The organism is Streptomyces thermospinosisporus, assembly GCF_039526425.1.
Taxonomy (GTDB): Bacteria; Actinomycetota; Actinomycetes; order Streptomycetales; family Streptomycetaceae; genus Streptomyces; species Streptomyces thermocarboxydovorans.
Genome location: NZ_BAAAIZ010000034.1, coordinates 59,906 through 79,237, shown reverse-complemented (window position 1 = coordinate 79,237; position 19,332 = coordinate 59,906). Strand labels below are relative to the sequence as shown.

Annotated in this window: 17 protein-coding genes and 2 pseudogenes; 12 read left to right on the top strand and 7 right to left on the bottom strand. The window is 70.5% G+C overall.

What is annotated here, in order from left to right:
- Positions 1–15: 15 nt before the first annotated feature.
- On the bottom strand, positions 16–480 hold the full coding sequence (locus ABD207_RS13790; RefSeq protein ID WP_344012883.1) for a hypothetical protein: 465 nt from the start codon (positions 478–480) through the stop codon (positions 16–18).
- 163 nt (positions 481–643) lie between these two features.
- Between ABD207_RS13790 and ABD207_RS13785 the strand changes: the two genes are divergently transcribed.
- Positions 644–2,101 (top strand): FG-GAP and VCBS repeat-containing protein, encoded by a 1,458-nt coding sequence (locus ABD207_RS13785; RefSeq protein WP_344012881.1) that lies wholly within the window; start codon positions 644–646, stop codon positions 2,099–2,101.
- Positions 2,102–2,197: 96 nt separating this feature from the next.
- Here ABD207_RS13785 and ABD207_RS13780 read toward each other — a convergent pair whose 3' ends face one another.
- On the bottom strand, positions 2,198–2,809 hold the full coding sequence (locus ABD207_RS13780; protein ID WP_344012879.1) for a hypothetical protein: 612 nt from the start codon (positions 2,807–2,809) through the stop codon (positions 2,198–2,200).
- A gap of 219 nt (positions 2,810–3,028) precedes the next feature.
- On the opposite strand from ABD207_RS13780, the gene ABD207_RS13775 reads away from it, so the two are divergent.
- The 3 genes and pseudogenes from ABD207_RS13775 to ABD207_RS13760 form a co-directional block, all read left to right on the top strand.
- Entirely contained in the window at positions 3,029–4,951 is a 1,923-nt protein-coding gene (locus ABD207_RS13775; RefSeq protein ID WP_344012878.1) for a glycoside hydrolase family 15 protein, read from the top strand.
- Positions 4,944–6,368 carry an MFS transporter gene (locus ABD207_RS13770; RefSeq protein ID WP_344012877.1) on the top strand — a complete coding sequence of 475 codons (1,425 nt, stop codon included), beginning with the start codon at positions 4,944–4,946 and terminating at the stop codon, positions 6,366–6,368. Before ABD207_RS13775 ends, ABD207_RS13770 begins: the two co-directional genes overlap by 8 nt.
- Positions 6,369–6,771: 403 nt before the next feature.
- Positions 6,772–7,224, top strand: a pseudogene (locus ABD207_RS13760) (tyrosine-type recombinase/integrase); the annotation flags it as partial.
- Positions 7,225–7,302: 78 nt separating this feature from the next.
- Here ABD207_RS13760 and ABD207_RS13755 read toward each other — a convergent pair.
- Positions 7,303–8,064, bottom strand: a complete 762-nt coding sequence (locus ABD207_RS13755) for a phosphoglyceromutase (protein ID WP_344006986.1) — start codon at positions 8,062–8,064, stop codon at positions 7,303–7,305.
- 196 nt (positions 8,065–8,260) lie between these two features.
- Here ABD207_RS13755 and ABD207_RS13750 point away from each other — a divergent pair, with 196 nt between their 5' ends.
- Entirely contained in the window at positions 8,261–9,532 is a 1,272-nt protein-coding gene (locus ABD207_RS13750; RefSeq protein WP_344012875.1) for an MDR family MFS transporter, read from the top strand.
- A 49-nt stretch (positions 9,533–9,581) separates the two neighbouring features.
- Here ABD207_RS13750 and ABD207_RS13745 read toward each other — a convergent pair whose 3' ends face one another.
- The 3 genes from ABD207_RS13745 to phoU form a co-directional block, all read right to left on the bottom strand.
- The gene (locus ABD207_RS13745; RefSeq protein ID WP_344012873.1) at positions 9,582–9,833 is read right to left on the bottom strand and encodes an SCO4226 family nickel-binding protein; all 252 of its coding nucleotides are present in this window, start codon (positions 9,831–9,833) and stop codon (positions 9,582–9,584) included.
- A 205-nt stretch (positions 9,834–10,038) separates the two neighbouring features.
- Entirely contained in the window at positions 10,039–10,194 is a 156-nt protein-coding gene (locus tag ABD207_RS13740) for a hypothetical protein (RefSeq protein ID WP_167998742.1), read from the bottom strand.
- Positions 10,195–10,412: 218 nt separating this feature from the next.
- Positions 10,413–11,096 carry a phosphate signaling complex protein PhoU gene (gene phoU / locus ABD207_RS13735; protein WP_344012871.1) on the bottom strand — a complete coding sequence of 228 codons (684 nt, stop codon included), beginning with the start codon at positions 11,094–11,096 and terminating at the stop codon, positions 10,413–10,415.
- A 369-nt stretch (positions 11,097–11,465) separates the two neighbouring features.
- Between phoU and ABD207_RS13730 the strand changes: the two genes are divergently transcribed.
- Positions 11,466–12,935: a sensor histidine kinase gene (locus ABD207_RS13730; protein WP_344012869.1), complete on the top strand. Its 1,470-nt coding sequence runs from the start codon at positions 11,466–11,468 to the stop codon at positions 12,933–12,935.
- Between the two features lie 5 nt (positions 12,936–12,940).
- Entirely contained in the window at positions 12,941–13,615 is a 675-nt protein-coding gene (gene phoP / locus ABD207_RS13725) for a two-component system response regulator PhoP (protein ID WP_486388835.1), read from the top strand.
- 220 nt (positions 13,616–13,835) lie between these two features.
- Here the strand turns inward: phoP and ABD207_RS13720 are convergent, their stop codons facing one another.
- Positions 13,836–14,522: a DUF461 domain-containing protein gene (locus tag ABD207_RS13720; RefSeq protein ID WP_344012865.1), complete on the bottom strand. Its 687-nt coding sequence runs from the start codon at positions 14,520–14,522 to the stop codon at positions 13,836–13,838.
- A gap of 681 nt (positions 14,523–15,203) precedes the next feature.
- Here ABD207_RS13720 and ABD207_RS13715 point away from each other — a divergent pair.
- From ABD207_RS13715 to ABD207_RS13695, 5 genes and pseudogenes are all read left to right on the top strand, one after another.
- Entirely contained in the window at positions 15,204–15,686 is a 483-nt protein-coding gene (locus tag ABD207_RS13715; protein ID WP_003953493.1) for a CarD family transcriptional regulator, read from the top strand.
- Between the two features lie 296 nt (positions 15,687–15,982).
- Positions 15,983–16,759 (top strand): 2-C-methyl-D-erythritol 4-phosphate cytidylyltransferase, encoded by a 777-nt coding sequence (gene ispD / locus ABD207_RS13710; RefSeq protein WP_344012864.1) that lies wholly within the window; start codon positions 15,983–15,985, stop codon positions 16,757–16,759.
- The gene (ispF, locus tag ABD207_RS13705; RefSeq protein ID WP_344012862.1) at positions 16,749–17,243 is read left to right on the top strand and encodes a 2-C-methyl-D-erythritol 2,4-cyclodiphosphate synthase; all 495 of its coding nucleotides are present in this window, start codon (positions 16,749–16,751) and stop codon (positions 17,241–17,243) included. The genes ispD and ispF overlap by 11 nt, the downstream gene beginning before the upstream one ends.
- A 434-nt stretch (positions 17,244–17,677) precedes the next feature.
- Positions 17,678–19,078 carry a cysteine--tRNA ligase gene (cysS, locus tag ABD207_RS13700; RefSeq protein ID WP_344012860.1) on the top strand — a complete coding sequence of 467 codons (1,401 nt, stop codon included), beginning with the start codon at positions 17,678–17,680 and terminating at the stop codon, positions 19,076–19,078.
- 64 nt (positions 19,079–19,142) lie between these two features.
- Positions 19,143–19,332: pseudogene (locus ABD207_RS13695) on the top strand (23S rRNA (guanosine(2251)-2'-O)-methyltransferase RlmB); the annotation flags it as partial.

Genomic DNA, 19,332 nt, shown 5'->3' with positions numbered 1-19,332 from the left:
GAAGCTGCTCCGGGCTCACCCCGGCGCCGGCTCACACTGCAGCCGCTCCACGAACTCCCGCAGTTCCGTCGAGTACCAGGAGAGCCGGCGTTCGAACTGCTCCCGGACCGGGGGACTCGACCGGTACATGGACCGCACCAGCGACTCCCAGGCGTCTCGGTTCCGCGGGCTCACGTTGTGCCACTGCTCCGCGATCTCCTGGAAGTAGATGCAGTAGAGCTCGGCGAGTGAGACGATCCGGCCGGCGTCGGGGTGACCGGCCGGGACCGGCATGTTGTCGAAGAAGAAGGGGCGCAGGTGGGGGTGCTCGATGAGGATCAGCTTGATCTGGACCCCGATGTCGTAAGTGGCCCGACGGGCGGATGCCCGGAGCCCTTCCGCGAGATGCCGCAGCTGCACGATCACCGCGACAAGACCGATGAGCGCGGCCGTACTTCCCACGGCCGTGGCGACAGCCTCCACCTCGTCCGTCCACTGCACAGTGCATCCCCCCCGTGCGCCACTGCCATTCGCGCAGCACGCTTCCCGACCGCGCTTGACCGCGTTTGACCGCGTACAACCATCCGTGATCCCGGCGCGTCCAAGATCGCAGCTCAGCGTTCGTCTCCAATCTTCAGGACGCTTTCCAGGACCACGGAGAATCATGTCCTCCTCACGCACCGCACTCGCCGCGGCCGCGGCCCTCGTGACGGCCCTCTGCTCGCCGCTCCTCCTCGCGCCCGCCCCGGCGTCCGCCGCAACTGCCAAGTACGCCGACGACTTCAACGGCGACGGCTACCGCGACGTCGTCCTGCTCGGCGGGACCCACGGCAAGGACAGCCGCCTCACGGTCGTCTACGGCACGTCGAGCGGCCCCGGAACCCGCGTCCAGACCATCCACCAGGACTCGCCCGGCATACCCGGCGCGGTGGAGAAGGGCGACCAGTGGGGCTTCGCGGCGACCAGCGCCGACCTGGACCGGGACGGCTACGCCGACCTGGTCGTGGCCTCCCCGGGCGAAGCCGTCGGGGACATCAAGTTCCGCGGCGGACTTACCATCGTCTGGGGCGGGCGGAAGGGCCTCGGCTCGGGCACCGTCTTCCACTCGCCCATCGCACCCGAGTACCCCGGTTCGGGCGACTCCTTCGGCGAGGACGTAGTGGCCGGAGACTTCGACGGCGACGGCGACCAGGACCTCGCCGCGACCAGCGCCAGCAGCGCCGGAGTCGTCCTCTTCAAGGGCCCCTTCACCCGTACCGGCGGCAAGAGCGGCTGGGAGTCACTGGGCGGCAGCTACGGCTACCTGCACGCCGCTCAGCTGGCCGCCGGCCGCGTCACCGCCGACAGCGCCACCGACCTCTACATCATCGGCAGAGATCTCTGGGAGAACACCGGCGACGTGGACCTGCGGGCCTACTTCCACCGCGGCGGCGCCGACTTCACCCGGCGGGCCGGGCAGCTGCGCATACCGGACGACGGCGGCCACCAGTACGGCGCCTCCCTCACCGCCATCGGCGACTTCGACAAGGACGGCTACGGCGACCTCGCCCTCGCCCGCGGCTACGAGGAACCCGACAAGTGCCGCGGCTACGTGACCATCCAGTACGGCGGCTCCACCGGCCCCAACACCTCACGCAAGCCGGTGAAGATCACCCAGGACACCCCCGGCGTCCCGGGCGCCTCCGAGAACGAGGACTACTTCGGCGGAGCGGTCGCCGCCGGCGACGTCAACGGCGACGGCTACGCGGACCTGGCGGTCGGCGCCTACGGCGAGGACCTGGCGGGCAAGCGCGACGGCGGCATGGTCACCGTCCTGTACGGGCGCGCGGGCGGCCTGTCCGGCACCGGGGCCAAGTCCTTCGACCAGAACACCCCCGGCATCGCGGGCGCCATCGAACAGGACGACCGCTTCGGCCGCAACCTCAAACTCACCGACTACACCCGCGACGGCCGTGCCGACCTCCTCGTCGACACCAACGACTGGCTCGACAACACCCGCCACGGCATGGTCCACCTCCTCAAGGGCTCCCCCTCCGGCACCACCGGCACGGGCAGCAAGACCTTCACGGTCAACACCCTCAAGCTGTCCTACAAGGACCTGGGCGGCTCCTTCGCCCACTGAACTCCCACCGAACTCCCGCCGCCCTCCCCGCGCGAGGAAGCTCCGCGCGCAGCGCAATCAGCCACGATCACGCTCGGCGAGGCTTCCTCGGGTGGCTCAAACTGAAGTTGACGAACTCTCAGATCCAGTCCGCGCACCGTAGTGCTCGGCCAGCAGCCGCTTGCGATGACCCCTGCGGCGGAACGCGGTGACCAGCACGATGACGATGCCGACGCCCACTCCGAACAGCGGGAGGAGGACGGCCAGCAGCAGCCAGCCCCCGAACGTGACGAGGCCGCCGAGGTCTCCGATGGCGTACTGGGACGGCCTCTCGGAGTCGCAGGTGATCCGGTAGTCGCCCGCCTGCGACACCTCGATGCTGTAGAGCGGGTTCCAGGTCTCGTCGCGGGTGAGGAACACGTCGATACCGGGGGTGGTGAGGGCGGGGTCGCCCGGACCGGAGATGACGCACGTCGGCCGGGACGGCCCGATCCTGTCCTCGAGCCAGATCGCCTTCTCGTCATCCGGATCGAGCCGCAGGGTGACGGTCTTGCCATCGGCGAACTGATTGCCCGTGTCCACGGCGTCGATCACGCTCTTGAACTGCTGGACGGCGATGACCATGCCCAGCACGATCGACACGACAGAGATCACGGCCGCCGTCACGTACCAGTGACGACCGGGCCGGAGTTCGCTCGCCGGTATCCGCGGCGACGGGGAAGGCTGCATCGCCACACCCTAGATCACCCACAGATCACCCATGCCGTCCGCCCGACTCCTTGCTGGATCCGGCGACAGCCGGCACGACCGAGCGGGGTTTCACCCGCAGGGGGTGAGGTGACGGTGCCTCGCTTGCTGAACGCTTGGCGTGCACAGGTCCGGCATGGCTGCCCCGATGCCCCCATCCCCATGCCATGTCGGTGTTCCCGGCCGAAGAGGGGGGATCAGGTGACCCGCTATCCGCCCATCGCCGAGCACGGCATGGTCGGCGATCTCCAGACGGCTGCCCTGGTGTCGTCCGACGGAACCGTCGACTGGTGGTGCTCGCCCCGCTTCGACTCGCCCAGTGTCTTCGCCTCCCTCCTGGACGGTGAACGCGGTGGCCACTGCCGCCTGGCCGCGGACTTGCCCGGCAGCGACGGCAGCGACGGCATGACCGTCCGGCAGCTGTATCTGTCCGACACCGCCATACTCGTCACCCGTTTCATGGCCCCCGGCGGGGTCGGTGAGGTGGCCGACTTCATGGTGCCGAGTGGTGCCTCCGCCCCGACGGGGACTCATCGGCTGCTGCGGGTGGCACGGGTTGTCCGGGGCAGTCTGCCCTTCGCGCTCAGTTGCCAGCCGCGCTTCGACTACGGCCGCGCCACCCACACGCTGACCCGGACCGACGAGCACGCGGTCGTCTTCCGTGGCCCGGGAACGGACCTGCACCTGCAGTCCACGCCGGGAGTCGTCTTCCGCGAGGACGGCAGCGACATCAGCGCCCGCTTCACCCTCTCCGCCGGCCAGGCGGCGGCGGTCGTGCTCACCAGCACGCCCGGCGGTGCCCCGGTACCTGCCCGGCCGACGCTGGAAGGCGTCGCCGACGACCTGGAGACCTGCCGTGCCTACTGGCTGTCGTGGTTGCGCTCGTGCACGTACCGGGGGCGCTGGCAGGACATCGTGAACCGGTCGGCGATCATCCTCAAACTGCTCACGTACGCCCCCACCGGGGCACCCATCGCCGCCGCCACCATGGGCCTGCCCGAGCAGATCGGCGGTGAGCGCAACTGGGACTACCGCTACACATGGGTCCGGGATGCATCACTGTCCGTGCGGGCGCTGATCGACCTGGGCTTCCACGAGGAGGCCCACGCCTTCCGCAGGTGGCTTCGCGAGCGCATCCGGGCCAGAGACGCGTCCTCGGCGGATCCCCTCCAGATCATGTACCGGGTCGACGGCGATCCGCACCTGACCGAGGAGACGCTCGACCACCTGGAGGGCTACCGGGGCTCACGCCCGGTGCGTGCGGGCAACGCGGCGGCGGACCAGCTGCAACTCGACATCTACGGCGAGGCGTGCGACGCGCTGATCGTGGGCGGGGACATCGGTGCGATCCGCGGCTGGAAGGCTCTGAGTGACGTACTGGACTGGCTCGCCGGCCACTGGGACCAGCCCGACGAAGGGATCTGGGAGACCCGCGGCGGGCGCCAGGACTTCACCTACAGCCGGCTGATGACGTGGGTGGCCTTCGACCGGGGTGTCCGCGCGGCCACCGCGTTCTCCCGCCCGGCCGACATCACCCGCTGGACCGAGGCGCGCGACACGGTCTTCCGCCAGATCGTCGAACGCGGCTGGCACGACAAGCGGCAGGCCTTCGTGCAGCACTACGAGACCGACGTCCTGGACGCCTCGCTGCTGCTGATGCCGCGGGTGGGGTTCGTCTCCCCTCACGACCCCGACTGGCTGAGCACGCTGGACGCCATGGACGAGGAACTGGTCAGCGACAGCCTCGTCTACCGCTACGACCCGGCAGCCTCTCCCGACGGCCTGCGCGGCTCCGAGGGGACCTTCAATCTCTGCAGCTTCTTCTACGTCGAGGCACTCGCCCGCAGCGGCCGGCTCAACCAGGCCCGGCACGCCTTCGACAAGATGCTCACCTACGCCAACCATGTCGGCCTCTTCGCCGAGGAGATCGGCCCCTCGGGCGAGCAACTCGGCAACTTTCCCCAGGCGTTCACCCACCTCGCCCTGGTCACCGCCGCCATGGCACTCGACGAGGAGCTGGCGAAGGCTCAGACCTCACCTCGCCCGGGCCATCACGGGCATCCGGCGACACGTGGTCTCACCGTGCCGGACGAGGACATGGGCGGGGGCCGGGCCGGTGCCTGAGACGACCGGGACGAGGAAGCCGGCGAACCAGAGGCTCGTGCTGGCGGCCCTGGCGCTCGCCCAGTTCATCTGCAGCTTCGCGGGCTCCAACATGAACGTGATGATCAACGACATCAGCGAGGACCTGGACACCAGCGTCCAAGGCGTTCAGGTGGCCATCACCGTCTTCCTCCTGGTGATGGCCGCGCTGATGATCCCCGGCGGCAAACTCACCGACCGCTACGGCCGCAAACGCTGCTTCATGGCAGGTCTGGTCGTCTACGCGATCGGCGCCCTGCTGAGTGCGGCCGCCCCGGGGCTCGGCGTCCTCATCGTGGGCAATTCGATCCTCGAAGGCATCGGTACGGCGCTCCTGATCCCGCCCGTGTACATCCTCACGACCCTCCTCCACCCCGACGTCACCTCCCGCGCCCGGGCCTTCGGGGTCGTCATGGCCCTGGGCGGCATCGGAGCGGCGGCCGGGCCGCTGATCGGCGGACTGATCACCACGGCGATCAGCTGGCGTGCCGCCTTCGTGTTCCAGGCCCTGGTGATCGCGGTGATCGTCCTGCTCAGCCGTCGCATCGACGACCCGCTGCCGCCGGACCCGACTCGGTCCTTCGACACCGCCGGCGCGGTCCTCTCCGCAGCCGGCCTCGTCCTCGTCGTCCTGGGCATCCTGGCCGCGGACGACAACGTCTGGCTCACGGTCGCTCTGCTCGTCCTGGGCACCCTGGTCCTCGGCTGGTTCTTCCGCTCCGCGCGCGCCAAGGAGGCCTCCGGCCGGGAACCCCTGCTGTCCCTGAGCCTCTTCCGCAGCCGCACCTCCAACCTGGGTCTCGCCACACAGAACATCCAATGGCTGCTGCTCATGGGCACGTCCTTCACGGTGGCCGCCTACCTCCAGGTCGTACGCGGCTACGACGCCATCCAGACCGGAGTCGTTTTCACGGCGGCCACCCTCGGTCTGCTGGCCACGTCGCTGTCGGCCGAGCGCCTCGCCCGCCGGCACCCGCAGCGCACCCTCATCATGTCCGGCTTCGCCGTCACCCTCGCCGGTGTCGCGGTCCTGATCACCCTGGTCGGAAGCTTCTCCACGGCCTGGGCGTTCGTCCCCGGACTGCTCCTCATAGGTCTCGGGCTCGGCGTGATGCTGACCCCCTCCGTCAACGTCGTCCAGTCGAGCTTCCCCGAGGAACAGCAGGGCGAGATCTCGGGCCTCTCCCGCAGCGTGTCCAACCTCGGCTCGTCCTTCGGAACGGCCATCGCGGGCACCATCCTCGTCGCCGGACTCACCACGGGCGCCTACGCCGCAGCGATGATCACCCTCGCCGCCATCGGCCTGGGCGGCCTGGGCGCGGCTGCACTCCTCCCCGGAGGCCGAAGCCTCGCGGCGCCCGGGACCTCCAGCTCTGCCGAGCCCAGGCCAGGCACCTAGAGGTGCCCGCTGGTCCCGAGCCGGTCCAGATACGGCTGGTGCTGTGCTGGCCTTTGCCCTGAGCCGGCCCAGAGGCAGCGCAAAGGCCCCTACCAGCGGCGGAACCGCAGGCAGCAGGCTTGTGCGTGGACGCTTAGCTTTCTATTGCCCTGGGTCTTGCCGGGGAACTCGACGGCCGGCGCCTTCGACGCGCCCAGTCCGGACCTCTGCCGACGACAGCCCGGGTACGTCGGCCGACTAGGCATGCGTGTGCTTCGCTGCCAGCCACGCTACCTGTAGCGGCGGCCAATGCCTGACGACGGCGGCTGACCGTCAGCTCGCTCACGATCAGTTCGGCGTCTTCGGCTAACGGAGAGCCGCGCAGGATGTCGCGGGTCCAGCGGCGGGCCCGGCTCACTTCTTCAGGGAATCCCCGCTCCCCGATCCTGTGGCTGAGGCGCTACAGGAGCACATGAAGCGGTTCCCGCCCGTGGAGATCACGCTTCCCTGGATGCGAGCGAACGGCCAGCCGGTGACCCGGCGGCTCATCTTCACAGGCCCCAACGGCGGGCATATCTGGCGTACGTCGCTGAACGAGGATCACTGGAAGCCCGCGCTCGCGAAGGCGGGCGTCATCCCGAAGGCCAAGAGTCGCCAGCATGCCGCCGCCCGCGAACACGGGATGCACGCCCTACGGCACTTCTACGCGTCCGTGCTCCTGGACGCCGGGGAGAGCATCAAGGCCCTCGCTGAGTACCTCGGGCACTCGGACCCGGGACTGACTCTCAAGGTGTACGCGCACCTCATGCCGAGCAGCCGGGAGCGGGCACGGAAGGCTCTCGGGCGAGCGCTCCGGCCGCATGACCCGGGGGCCTGAGGGCCCAGCGAGGGCCCGGACCGTGAAAATGCCCCTGAGTCGCGCCGTCTGCGCAGCTCAGGGGCATGATCGCGCAGGCTACTTCTTCTTGCCCTGGTTCTTCACGGCCTCGATCGCCGCGGCCGCCGCCTCCGGGTCGAGGTACGTGCCGCCCGGGTTCAGGGGCTTGAAGTCGGCGTCGAGTTCGTAGGAGAGGGGGATGCCGGTGGGGATGTTCAGGCCCGCGATGTCGGCGTCGGAGATGCCGTCCAGGTGCTTGACCAGGGCGCGCAGGCTGTTGCCGTGGGCGGCGATGAGGACCGTGCGGCCGGTGAGGAGGTCGGGGACGATCGCGTCGAACCAGTAGGGGAGCATGCGGACGACGACGTCCTTCAGGCACTCCGTCTGCGGGCGCAGCTCCGGCGGGAGGGTCGCGTAGCGCGGGTCGGAGAACTGGGAGTACTCGGCGTCGCGGTCGAGCGGCGGCGGCGGGGTGTCGTAGGAGCGGCGCCACAGCATGAACTGCTCCTCGCCGAACTCGGCCAGCGTCTGCGCCTTGTCCTTGCCCTGCAGGGCGCCGTAGTGGCGCTCGTTCAGACGCCAGCTGCGGTGGACCGGGATCCAGTGGCGGTCCGCCGCCTCCAGGGCGAGCTGCGCGGTGCGGATGGCGCGCTTCTGGAGGGAGGTGTGCACGACGTCGGGCAGCAGACCGGCGTCCTTGAGCAGCTCGCCGCCGCGCGTCGCCTCCTTCTCGCCCTTCGGGGTGAGGTTGACGTCCACCCAGCCGGTGAACAGGTTCTTCTCGTTCCACTCGCTCTCGCCGTGGCGGAGGAGGATCAGCTTGTACGGTGCGTCGGCCATGGGGCCGAGCGTAATCGACGGCCCGTGTCCCCCGCGCGGGCTGCCCGCTGGGCGGACGGTTGACGGGATCCGTTAATTGAGTGGTCCCGGCCGGGGAGTGTTTGTAAGTTGTGTCCGCTGTTTATGCCGCTTACGGCTCCCTCGGGGTTTCCAGTCACGGCCTCTCGGGAGCTTCGTCCGTCCAGCGGGGGGTTCCATGTCTGCCGTCGTGCGTGTAAGGCGGGCGGTCCGGGAGACCGTGTCGGGGCTGCCCCCGGTGTTCTGGTGGCTGTGGACCAGCACCCTGGTCAACCGGCTCGGTGCCTTCGTCGCCACCTTCTTGGCGATGTACTTGACTCTCGACCGCGGCTACTCGGCCACCTACGCCGGTCTGGTCGCCGCGCTGCACGGGCTGGGCGGTGTGATCTCGTCGCTCGGCGGCGGGGTGATGACGGACCGGCTCGGGCGCCGGCCCACGCTGCTGGTGGCACAGGTGTCGACCGCCGTGTCCGTGGCCGCGCTCGGGTTCGTGCACCACCCGGTCGCGATCGCCGCCGTCGCCTTCCTCGTCGGCATGGCCTCCAACGCCTCCCGCCCGGCCGTGCAGGCGATGATGGCCGACATCGTGCGGCCCGAGGACCGCATCCGCGCCTTCTCCCTCAACTACTGGGCCATCAACCTCGGCTTCGCCGTCTCCTCGATGGCGGCCGGCTTCATCGCCGAGCACAGCTACCTCGCCGGGTTCCTGATCGAGGCCGCGATGACGCTGGTCTGCGCGGTCGTGGTGTTCGTGAAGCTGCCCGAGTCGCGGCCGGTGCGCAGCGCCGAGACCATCGCCCGGGAGGACTCGGTCTCGCTCGGCACCGTCCTGCGCGACGGGCGGTTCATGGGCGTCGTCGGGCTGTCCTTCCTCATCGCGCTGATCTTCCAGCAGGCGTCTGTGGGGCTGCCGGTGGCGATGGGCCTGGCCGGGTTCTCCCCGGCCGACTACGGGCTCGCCATCGCGGTCAACGGCGTGCTCATCGTGGTGCTGCAGATCCCGGTGACCCGCTTCATCCAGCACCGCGACCCCGTGCGGCTGCTGGTGATCTCCTCGGTGCTCGCCGGGTACGGCTTCGGCCTCACCGCCTTCGCCGGGTCGGTCGGCGTCTTCGCCCTCACCGTGTGCGTGTGGACCCTCGCCGAGATCGTGAACGCGCCCACGCAGACGGGGCTCGTCGTGCGGCTGTCCCCGGTGCACGGGCGCGGGCGCTACCAGGGCATGTACACCATGTCCTGGGCGGTGGCAGCCCTTGTCGCCCCGCTGATGTCGGGCTTCGTCATCGACCGGGCGGGTGCCGGGTGGCTGTGGGGCGCGTGCGCGGGCCTCGGCACCGTCGCGGGTGCGGGGTACGCGGTGCTGGCGCGCCGGCTGCCGGAGGAGGAGCCGGCGGACGATGCCGCCAAGGGCGGGCAGGGGACGGCGCGGTCCGAGGTCGGTGCGTCCTGAGGATCAGGGCAGTCCTACGGGACCAGGGGACCAGGGGATCAGGGGACGCTCACAGGGAGAGCGGGACCGGGTGGATCTCGTCGGGGCGGAAGCCGCCGCTGCGCTCGTGGACGCGCTGGACGGCGTCGGCGGACGGGCCCTCGGTGAGGCAGTACACCGTGCCCGACTCCGGGTCGGCCCAGACGTGCTGGAACCGGACGCCCTCTTCCTGCTCCAGCTCGGCCTCGGCCTTCATCGCCTGCCTGAGCTGGTCCTCCGTGACCCCGTGAGCGCCGTGGTGGACATCCATGAAGCGCGTCATGGCCGACACCTTCCTTCTCGGCTACGCCGTCAGAAGCAGTTCGCTGGAGCCATCCGCTGGGTGCGGTCAGCTTCTGCCGTTTCTTCCATCATGGTCCCGGGAGGCGCCGGGGGCATGCCGAAGGACCCCGGCCGTCCGGCGCGGGGTCCTCAGGTGCCGTGCGCGTGTGGTGAGCGAGAAATCTTGCGGAACGAGACCTGCGGCGTCAGCCGCACTGGCAGGGGTTGCCCGACTGGCAACCGCAGCCGCACCCCGAGCCGCAGCCGCAAGCGGCGATCAGGGTGAGGTTCCTGATCTCGGCGGGCTGCTCGGTCTCGCGGTCCTGCGTGGGGTCGGGCGTGGTGCTGGGGGATTCGGACATGGGTCCCTCCTCGACGCCGGTGTCTGTGCTCATTGGAAGCCCGCCCGACCGGGCGCATCAACGGCGCACTGAGGCTCGTACGCGCCCTGACCGGTCGGCCGCACGCCCTGGCGGATCGGACACCGGGTGCCGTGCCACCGGCGGACGGGAGCGCCGCGCGCTCCGATCCCTCTGCTCCCAGATCTCCCTGCGTCCAGAACTTCCTGCGCCCGGAGCTCCTACGCCTGGATCTCCTGCTGCATATCCGCCGCCTGGATCTCGTCCGCGTGCTCACCGGTTACCAGGTACACCACCCGCTTGGCGACCGACACCGCGTGATCGGCGAAGCGCTCGTAGTAGCGGCCCAGCAGCGTGACGTCGACGGCCGTCTCGATGCCGTGCTTCCAGCGGTCGTCCATCAGGTGCTGGAACAGGGTGCGGTGCAGCAGGTCCATCGCGTCGTCGTCCTGCTCCAGCTGGAGCGCCAGGTCGACGTCCTTGGTGATGATCACCTCCGCCGCCTTGGCCATCAGCCGCTGGGCGAGCTGGCCCATCTCCAGGATCGTCGCGTGCAGGTCGGCGGGGACCGCGTGCGCCGGGTAGCGCAGCCGGGCGAGCTTCGCCACGTGCTGCGCGAGGTCGCCGGAGCGCTCCAGGTCGGCCGACATGCGCAGCGAGGTCACGACTATCCGCAGGTCGGTGGCGACCGGCTGCTGCCTGGCCAGCAGGGCGATCGCCCGGGCCTCCAGATCGTGCTGGAGCTCGTCGACCTTCTGGTCGGCCTCGATCACGCTCTCGGCCAGCTTCAGATCCGAGTCGAGGATGGCGGTCGTGGCGCGCCCGATCGCCGATCCGACCAGGCGGGCCATCTCCACCAGGCCGTCGCCGATCGAATCCAGTTCCTCGTGGTACGCGTCCCGCATCAGGCTTCCTCTCGTGCGTCTCTTCGGGGTGGTGCGGCTTTTCGGGGTGGTGCGTCTTTTCGGGGTGGTGCGTCTTTAGGGGGTGCGTCTTTTCGGGTCCAAAGGTTTCGGGTCCAAAGGTTTCGGGTCCAAAGTTTTCGGGGTCCGGACGGGGGCGGGCAGGGCCGAAACGGGGTCGTCCGGGGCGCGCCGGCCCGTGCCCGGCCGCCGGGGCTCCTTCCCACGCTCCCACGGTCCGTGCGCCACGCGTCCGTTTCCGTCACCTCGAATGAACCGTCCCTGGCGCCCAGGTGAACTCTGGGCGACGAGTGTTCGAGTACCGCCCTCGGCGGCTGGGGGCGCCGCCGGGACCGTGCCTAACCTGGAGGCATGGACGTGAACGCGGCGGTCGCCGCAGCGGCAGCGATCGCCGGGGTGCTCACCGGTGTCATCGCCATGCTCGCGTTCCGGTTCAGTGAGCGCGAGCAGAAGCGCCCCACCCGCAGCTCCCTGCACACCGACCCGGTGCTGCCACCGGGCGTGGACACCGTCCTGTCCGTGCTGCGCTCCTCCGCCGTGGTCCTCGACGAGACCGACGACGTGGTCAAGGCCAGCTCCGCCGCCTACGCCCTCGGGCTGGTCCGGGGCGGCAAGCTCGCTGTGGAGCCCATGCTGAAGATGGCACGTGACACCCGGCGCGACGGCGAGATACGGCAGGTCGAACTGGACCTCCCGCGGCGCGGCACCGGGCGGGGCGAGGCCCTCGCGGTGTCCGCACGGGTGGCCCCGCTGGGTTCCCGGCTGGTGCTGCTGCTGGTCGAGGACCTCACCGAGGCCCGCCGGATCGAGGCGGTGCGGCGGGACTTCGTCGCCAACGTCAGCCATGAGCTGAAGACCCCGGTCGGCGCGCTCTCCCTGCTCTCCGAGGCGGTCATGGACGCCGCCGACGACCCGGAGGCCGTGCAGCGTTTCGCCGGGCGGATGCAGATCGAGGCGACCCGGCTCACCAACCTGGTGCAGGAGCTCATCGATCTCTCCCGGGTGCAGAACGACGATCCGCTGGAGGACGCCGAGCCGGTCCGGGTGGACGAGCTGGTCGCCGAGGCCGTCGACCGCTGCCGGCACGCGGCCGGCACCAAGCAGATCACCATGGTCTCGAACGTGGGGGTGCCCGAGGGCGCCGAGCAGAGCGGCGACGGGCGCCGGGAGAGCGACGGCGACCTGGCCGTGTGGGGACACCGCGGGCAGCTGGCCGCCGCGCTCGGCAACCTGGTCGAGAACGCCGTCAACTACTCGCCCGCCCGCACCCGCGTCGGCATCACGGCCCGCAGGGTCCCCCAGCCCGGCGGGGACCTCATCGAGATCGCGGTCACCGACCAGGGCATCGGCATCTCCGACAAGGACAAGGAGCGCATATTCGAGCGCTTCTACCGCGTCGACCCGGCCCGCTCCCGAGCCACCGGCGGTACGGGCCTCGGCCTCGCGATCGTCAAGCACGTGGCCGCCTCGCACGGCGGGGAGGTCACGGTATGGAGTGCCGAGGGCCAGGGCTCGACGTTTACGCTGCGACTGCCGGAGGCCGGGTCGGTACGTGCACGCACCGGCCGGCGGCAGACCGACCGCGACGGTTCCGACGACCTCGAGGGCGCCGACCACCACGACCGTTACGACGACCACGACCACCACGACCACCACGACCACCACGACCACCACGACGACCACGTCGGCTCCGGCCGCCTCGACGGTGAGGCCGGCCAACCGCGTCCCGCTTCCCCCTCGGCTTCCGCTTCTCCCCACCCAGCTGTCCCGTCCGACACAACCGCGTACGAAACGCTTCCCTCCCCGGAGGTCCTTCCGTGACCCGAGTGCTCGTCGTCGAGGACGAGGAGTCCTTCTCCGACGCCCTGTCGTACATGCTCCGCAAGGAGGGCTTCGAGGTCGCCGTCGCGACCACCGGGCCCGACGGACTCGACGAGTTCGAGCGCAACGGCGCCGACCTCGTCCTCCTCGACCTGATGCTGCCCGGGCTGCCGGGCACCGAGGTGTGCCGCCAGCTGCGCGGCCGCTCCAACGTCCCCGTGATCATGGTGACCGCCAAGGACAGTGAGATCGACAAGGTGGTCGGCCTGGAGATAGGGGCCGACGACTACGTCACCAAGCCCTTCTCCTCCCGCGAGCTCGTCGCCCGTATCCGTGCCGTGCTGCGCCGCCGCGGCGACGGCCAAGAGGAGACGGCCCCGACAGCGCTGGAGGCCGGCCCGGTCCGCATGGACGTCGACCGGCATGTGGTGACCGTGGGCGGCACCAAGGTCGATCTGCCGCTGAAGGAGTTCGACCTGCTGGAGATGCTGCTGCGCAACGCCGGCCGGGTCCTCACCCGGATGCAGCTGATCGACCGGGTCTGGGGCGCCGACTACGTGGGCGACACCAAGACCCTCGACGTCCACGTCAAGCGCCTGCGCGCCAAGATCGAGCCGGACCCGGGCGCGCCGCGCTACCTGGTGACGGTCCGGGGGCTGGGCTACAAGTTCGAGCCTTGAGCCGCGGGGCGGTGAGGGGCCCCGAAACGGAACATCCGAACCGGTGAGATGCCCGGCCCGGAACCCCGGCCGGTGAGACGCCCGGCCGGACCACCCCGGCCGGTGAAACGCGCAGCTGGAACGCCGGACCCGTAAACGTCAGGGGCGGGACCCGATCGAAACGGGTCCCGCCCCTGTTGTCCGTTGTCCGTTGCCCGTTGCCCGCTGTCCGTGATGCGGGTCAGCCGGCCTGCTGGCTCGCGGACGCCGCGTCCGACGGGGTGCCCGACGGGGCGCCGGACTCCTCGGCCCCGGCGGACTCGCCGGCACCCGCCGACTCCCCGGCCTCCGGGGACTTCGAGGCCTCGCCGGAGGCGCTGGCCGACGGCTCGGTCGTGGCGCCCGCAGCGGCGGGCTCCTCGCTGGGGCCCCACTCCTTGTAGAAGTGCTCGGCCGGGAAGACGAAGGCTCCCAGGCTCACGTCACCGGTCCTGCTGAAGGTGAAGGTGATCTTCTGGATGTTGCCGTCCTGGATGCTCTCGCGGCTGGCCGGCAGCACCGCGGAGGCGTTGTCCTTGCCGCCCAGGATCAGTCGGCCGCCCGGCTGGATCGTCAGGCTCTGACCCTTCGCAGGGGAGAGCCGCGCGGTCTTGCCGGTGCCCGGGACGGTGATCGACTCCAGCGTCTCGGGGGTGTCGCCCTCGTTGAAGAGCGTGGCGGAGACCACGGACGGGCCGGTGGACTCGCGCTCGGCCGGGGTGATGATCGTGGCGTTCTGGATCTTGATGTTGCCGACGGTCGTCGCCGCGTTGTCCGGCTTGACCTGCAGGGTCTGCGCGTTGTTGCCGGCCGCGCACGCGGAGAGCGAGGCGATGGAGATTGCGATGGCGGCGGCGGCGAGGGCGCCGCGTCGAAGGCTGCTGCTCACGGCGGCGGCAACTCCTTGACTCGAGCGTGGCGACGGTAAAGCCGCCTGAAGGGTCGGTAAGCGTCTGTCAGCGGCCTTAGGTTACCGAGCCGTTCCCGCGGGCTCGCACCCGACCCTCCCCGGTGGCCGGGCGTTCCCCCGACAAGCCCCACCCGGGCCGCGCCCCCCGGCGGCCATTCGAGCGCACCCGCGCTCACTCCTCCGGCTTTCACATAAGGCGGGCTGATAGCCGGCGCATAGCAGGCGCATATTTCTCCGGGGAATGCGCCGGAGCCTCCATGAATTGATCACACTGCCGATCACCGGCGTCTCCTCACGGTGCTCCTCGGGCGCGCGTGATCGGCTCCATGATCGGTGCTGCGATGTGGCGCTGTGATCAATTCGGGATTCGTCCGGAACGGGGCCCGGGTCTCCGAACGGAGTAGCGGAAGTCGAGCGCAGAGAACCGGACATTTAGGGACGTTCGGCCGCTCGTGCGGTCGTCCGGATGCGTGTAACGTGGGCGTTTCGCTTGGCCCGGAGAGGCGCTCCGACCTGCGAATACCTGCTTCCGCTCCGCCTGCGAAGCACGTTCATGTTGCGCTTGTCAAGCCCCGAGAATGGCCCTGACCTGCGAAAACGCCATTCAGATGACGGCGTATCCGTGTTACCCTGGATAGCCACGGAAGGGGTACCTGTCACATGACGTTCAAGGTTGGCGACACCGTGGTCTATCCCCATCACGGGGCCGCGCTGATCGAGGCCATCGAAACTCGCCAGATCAAAGGCGTGGACAAGACCTACTTGGTGCTGAAGGTCGCCCAGGGTGACCTGACGGTGCGTGTGCCAGCGGACAATGCGGAGTTCGTCGGCGTGCGTGATGTGGTCGGTCAGGATGGGCTGGACCGGGTCTTCGAGGTGCTGCGCGCGCCGTACGCCGAGGAGCCCACGAACTGGTCGCGCCGTTACAAGGCAAACCTGGAGAAGCTCGCCTCTGGCGATGTCATCAAGGTCGCGGAAGTCGTACGTGACCTGTGGCGTCGTGAGCGTGAGCGAGGACTGTCCGCCGGTGAGAAGCGCATGCTCGCCAAGGCGCGGCAGATCCTGGTCAGCGAGCTCGCGCTCGCGGAGAACACCAACGAGGACAAGGCCGAGGCCCTGCTCGACGAGGTTCTCGCCTCCTGACCCGAGGCGGAACTGATCGCTCAGCGCCGCGCTCGTACAGCACATAGCGCACCATCATGCCGCGGTGCCCGATGACACAGCACATGTCGCCGGGCGCTGCGGCATGTTCGCACCCGGAGAATGTGTTGTCCTTCACGCGCCCCGAATCCGGTGTGCCGTCCCCGGGCGGCCGGCTCGACCAGAGTCACGGAAGGGGCTGGCCAAATCGTCACGCCCGGCACTCCCTCCGCTGCGGAGCGGAGGCTACGCCCAGGCCATACCCAGGTAGCCCGAGCACACAAACCTGACAGGAACCGATGTCTGACGATCCGCTCCCCGCGCCCGAGCCGAACTCCGTGCCGGCGCGTCCGGCGCCCCGAACGGCGGCCGTGATCCCGGCGGCCGGCCGGGGTGTGCGCCTGGGGCCCGGCGCTCCCAAGGCGCTGCGCGCCCTCGGCGGCCTGCCCATGCTGGTCCACGCGATCCGCGCGATGGCCGACTCCCGTGCCGTCTCCCTGGTCGTGGTCGTGGCCCCGCCCGACGGCGCCGCCGAGGTCAAGACGCTGCTCGACGCGCACGCGCTGCCCGAGCGCACCGACTTCCTGGTCGTCCCCGGCGGCGAGACCCGCCAGGAATCGGTCAGGGCCGGCCTGGAGGCGCTCCCGGAGGGCTACGACATCGTCCTCGTCCACGACGCGGCCCGCCCGCTGGTCCCCGTGGACACGGTGGACGCCGTGATCGAGGCGGTGCGCGACGGCGCCGTCGCCGTGGTCCCCGCGCTGCCGCTCGCCGACACGGTCAAGGAGGTCGAGCCGGCGGCCAGCCCCGGCGAACCCGAGCCGGTGCTCGCCACCCCGGACCGCTCCCGGCTGCGCGCGGTGCAGACCCCGCAGGGCTTCGACCGCGCGACCCTGGTGCGCGCCCACGAGACGGTCACCGGCGACGTCACCGACGACGCGAGCATGGTCGAGCAGCTCGGCCTCACCGTCGTCACCGTCCCCGGGCACGAGGAGGCCTTCAAGGTCACCCGCCCCCTCGACCTGGTCCTCGCGGAGGCGGTGCTGGCGCGCAGGAGGCTCAACGATGGCTTCTGAGCCCTTCCCGCTGCCCCAGGTCGGCATCGGCACCGACATCCATGCCTTCGAGGAGGGCCGGGAGCTGTGGTGCGCCGGCCTGAAGTGGGAGAACGAGGGACCGGGGCTCGCCGGTCACTCCGACGCGGACGTCGTCGCCCACGCCGCCTGCAACGCCCTGTTCTCCGCGGCGGGCCTCGGCGACCTGGGGCAGCACTTCGGCACGGGCCGGCCCGAGTGGGCGGGCGCGTCCGGGGTGGCGCTGCTGACCGAGGCGGCCCGGATCGTGCGGGAGGCCGGCTTCCGCATCGGCAACATCGCGGTGCAGGTCATCGGCCCCCGCCCCAAGATCGGAAAGCGGCGGGACGAGGCGCAGAAGATCCTCTCGGAGGCGGCGGGAGCTCCGGTGTCGGTCTCCGGCGCCACCACCGACGGGCTGGGCTTTCCCGGACGCGACGAGGGCCTGATGGCGGTGGCGACGGCGCTGGTCGTCCGGGAGCGGTGAGCGGACCGGAAGGCGCGGTGAGCGGACGCGGCTCGTCAGACAGCGTGAGCGGACCGGAAGGCGCGGTGAGCGGACCGGCTCGTCAGGCAGCGTGAGCGGACCGGAAGGCGCGGTGAGCGGACCGGCTCGTCAGGCAGCGTGAGCGGACCGGAAGGCGCGGTGAGCGGACCGGCTCGTCAGGCAGCGTGAGCGGACCGGCCGGCGCGGCGCCGGGCGCGCCGCATCGGCGCCGCGCCTTCCGGGCCCGACGGCCGGGAACCGCAGCCGTGAACCTCCGGTGGCCGGGAACCTCCAGGGCACCGCGGCCGGGAACCGCCGGAAGCGGCCGCCCGGCTCCCGGCGTCAACCGCCGGGAGCCGCCGCGCCGCACCCGCCCGAGGCCTGCGGGCCGCCGGAGACACACCCACACCCCCGAGCCCACTACCCTGGATGCCGTGACTATTCGCCTGTACGACACCCGCGCCCGGCAGATCCGTGACTTCACCCCGCTCAAGCCGGGATGCGTCTCGATCTACCTCTGCGGTGCCACCGTGCAGGCGGCACCCCACATCGGGCACATCCGCTCGGGTCTGAACTTCGACATCATGCGCCGCTGGTTCGAGTACCGCGGCTACGAGGTGACGTTCATCCGCAACGTCACGGACATCGACGACAAGATCATCGCCAAGTCGGCCGAGCAGAACCGCCCTTGGTGGGCCATCGGCTACGAGAACGAGCGGGCCTTCTCCGAGGGCTACCGGGCCCTGGGCTGCCTGCCCCCGACCTACGAGCCGCGCGCCACCGGCCACATCACCGAGATGGTCGAGATGATGCGCGGCCTGATCGAGCGCGGCCACGCCTACGAGGCCGACGGCAACGTCTACTTCGCCGTCACCTCCTTCCCGGACTACCTCCAGCTGTCCAACCAGGAGCTGGAGAACCTGCTGCAGCCCTCCGGCGAGGGGGAGACCGGCAAGCGGGACCCCCGCGACTTCGCCATGTGGAAGGCGGCCAAGCCCGGCGAGCCCAGCTGGGAGACGCCCTGGGGACGCGGCCGTCCCGGCTGGCACCTGGAGTGCTCGGCGATGGCGCACAAGTACCTCGGCAGCGCCTTCGACATCCACGGCGGCGGCCTGGACCTGATCTTCCCGCACCACGAGAACGAGATCGCCCAGGCCCAGGCCTACGGCGACGAGTTCGCCCAGTACTGGGTGCACAACGCCTGGGTGACCATGAGCGGCGAGAAGATGTCCAAGTCGCTCGGCAACTCGGTGCTGGTCTCCGAGATGGTCAAGCGCTGGCGGCCCATCGTGCTGCGCTACTACCTCGGCACCCCGCACTACCGCTCGATGATCGAGTACAGCGAGGAGGCCCTGCGCGAGGCCGAGTCCGCGTTCGCGCGGATCGAGGGCTTCGTGCAGCGCGTCACCGAGCTGGCCGGCGGGCCGGTCGAGCCGGCTCCGCAGGTGCCGCCCGCCTTCGCCGAGGCGATGGACGACGACCTGGGCGTGCCGCAGGCGCTGGCCGTGGTGCACACCACGGTCCGGCAGGGCAACAGCGCGCTGGCCGCCGACGACAAGGAAGCGGCCGTCGCCCGCCTCGCCGAGGTGCGCGCCATGCTCGGCGTCCTCGGCCTGGACCCGCTCGACGAGCACTGGGCCGGCGAGGGCGACCGCGGCGCGGACCTGCACGGCGTGGTCGACACGCTGGTGCGCATGGTCCTCGACCAGCGGGAGGCCGCCCGGGCCCGCAAGGACTGGGCGACCGCGGACGCCATCCGCGACCAGCTGAACCAGACGGGCCTGGTCATCGAGGACAGCCCGCAGGGTCCGCGCTGGAGCCTGGGCCCGCGCTGAGCCACGCCCACCCCGCACACACCACCTCACCTCACTTCACGACTTCACGAAAGACGGAAACCTCATGGCCGCGAACAACCGCCGCATGTCCGGCAAGAAGGGCGCGCAGGTCGGCAGTGGCGGCAAGCGGCGCCGGGGCCTGGAAGGCAAGGGACCCACGCCCCCCGCCGAGATGCGCAAGGGCCACGCCAAGCAGCGCGCCGCCCAGGCCCGGGCGCGCCGCGCCCAGGGCCGCAGCCAGGCCCGGCGCGGCG

What these genes read in the sequence shown, in the direction of transcription:
- ABD207_RS13730 (WP_344012869.1), top strand. Translation starts at nt 11,466, where the DNA reads ATGGACGTGAACGCGGCGGTCGCCGCAGCGGCAGCGATCGCCGGGGTG.
- ABD207_RS13785 (WP_344012881.1), top strand. Translation starts at nt 644, where the DNA reads ATGTCCTCCTCACGCACCGCACTCGCCGCGGCCGCGGCCCTCGTGACG.
- ABD207_RS13750 (WP_344012875.1), top strand. Translation starts at nt 8,261, where the DNA reads ATGTCTGCCGTCGTGCGTGTAAGGCGGGCGGTCCGGGAGACCGTGTCG.
- ABD207_RS13780 (WP_344012879.1), bottom strand. Translation starts at nt 2,809, where the DNA reads ATGCAGCCTTCCCCGTCGCCGCGGATACCGGCGAGCGAACTCCGGCCC.
- ispF (WP_344012862.1), top strand. Translation starts at nt 16,749, where the DNA reads ATGGCTTCTGAGCCCTTCCCGCTGCCCCAGGTCGGCATCGGCACCGAC.
- phoU (WP_344012871.1), bottom strand. Translation starts at nt 11,096, where the DNA reads ATGCGGGACGCGTACCACGAGGAACTGGATTCGATCGGCGACGGCCTG.
- ispD (WP_344012864.1), top strand. Translation starts at nt 15,983, where the DNA reads ATGTCTGACGATCCGCTCCCCGCGCCCGAGCCGAACTCCGTGCCGGCG.
- ABD207_RS13740 (WP_167998742.1), bottom strand. Translation starts at nt 10,194, where the DNA reads ATGTCCGAATCCCCCAGCACCACGCCCGACCCCACGCAGGACCGCGAG.
- ABD207_RS13755 (WP_344006986.1), bottom strand. Translation starts at nt 8,064, where the DNA reads ATGGCCGACGCACCGTACAAGCTGATCCTCCTCCGCCACGGCGAGAGC.
- ABD207_RS13715 (WP_003953493.1), top strand. Translation starts at nt 15,204, where the DNA reads ATGACGTTCAAGGTTGGCGACACCGTGGTCTATCCCCATCACGGGGCC.
- ABD207_RS13745 (WP_344012873.1), bottom strand. Translation starts at nt 9,833, where the DNA reads ATGACGCGCTTCATGGATGTCCACCACGGCGCTCACGGGGTCACGGAG.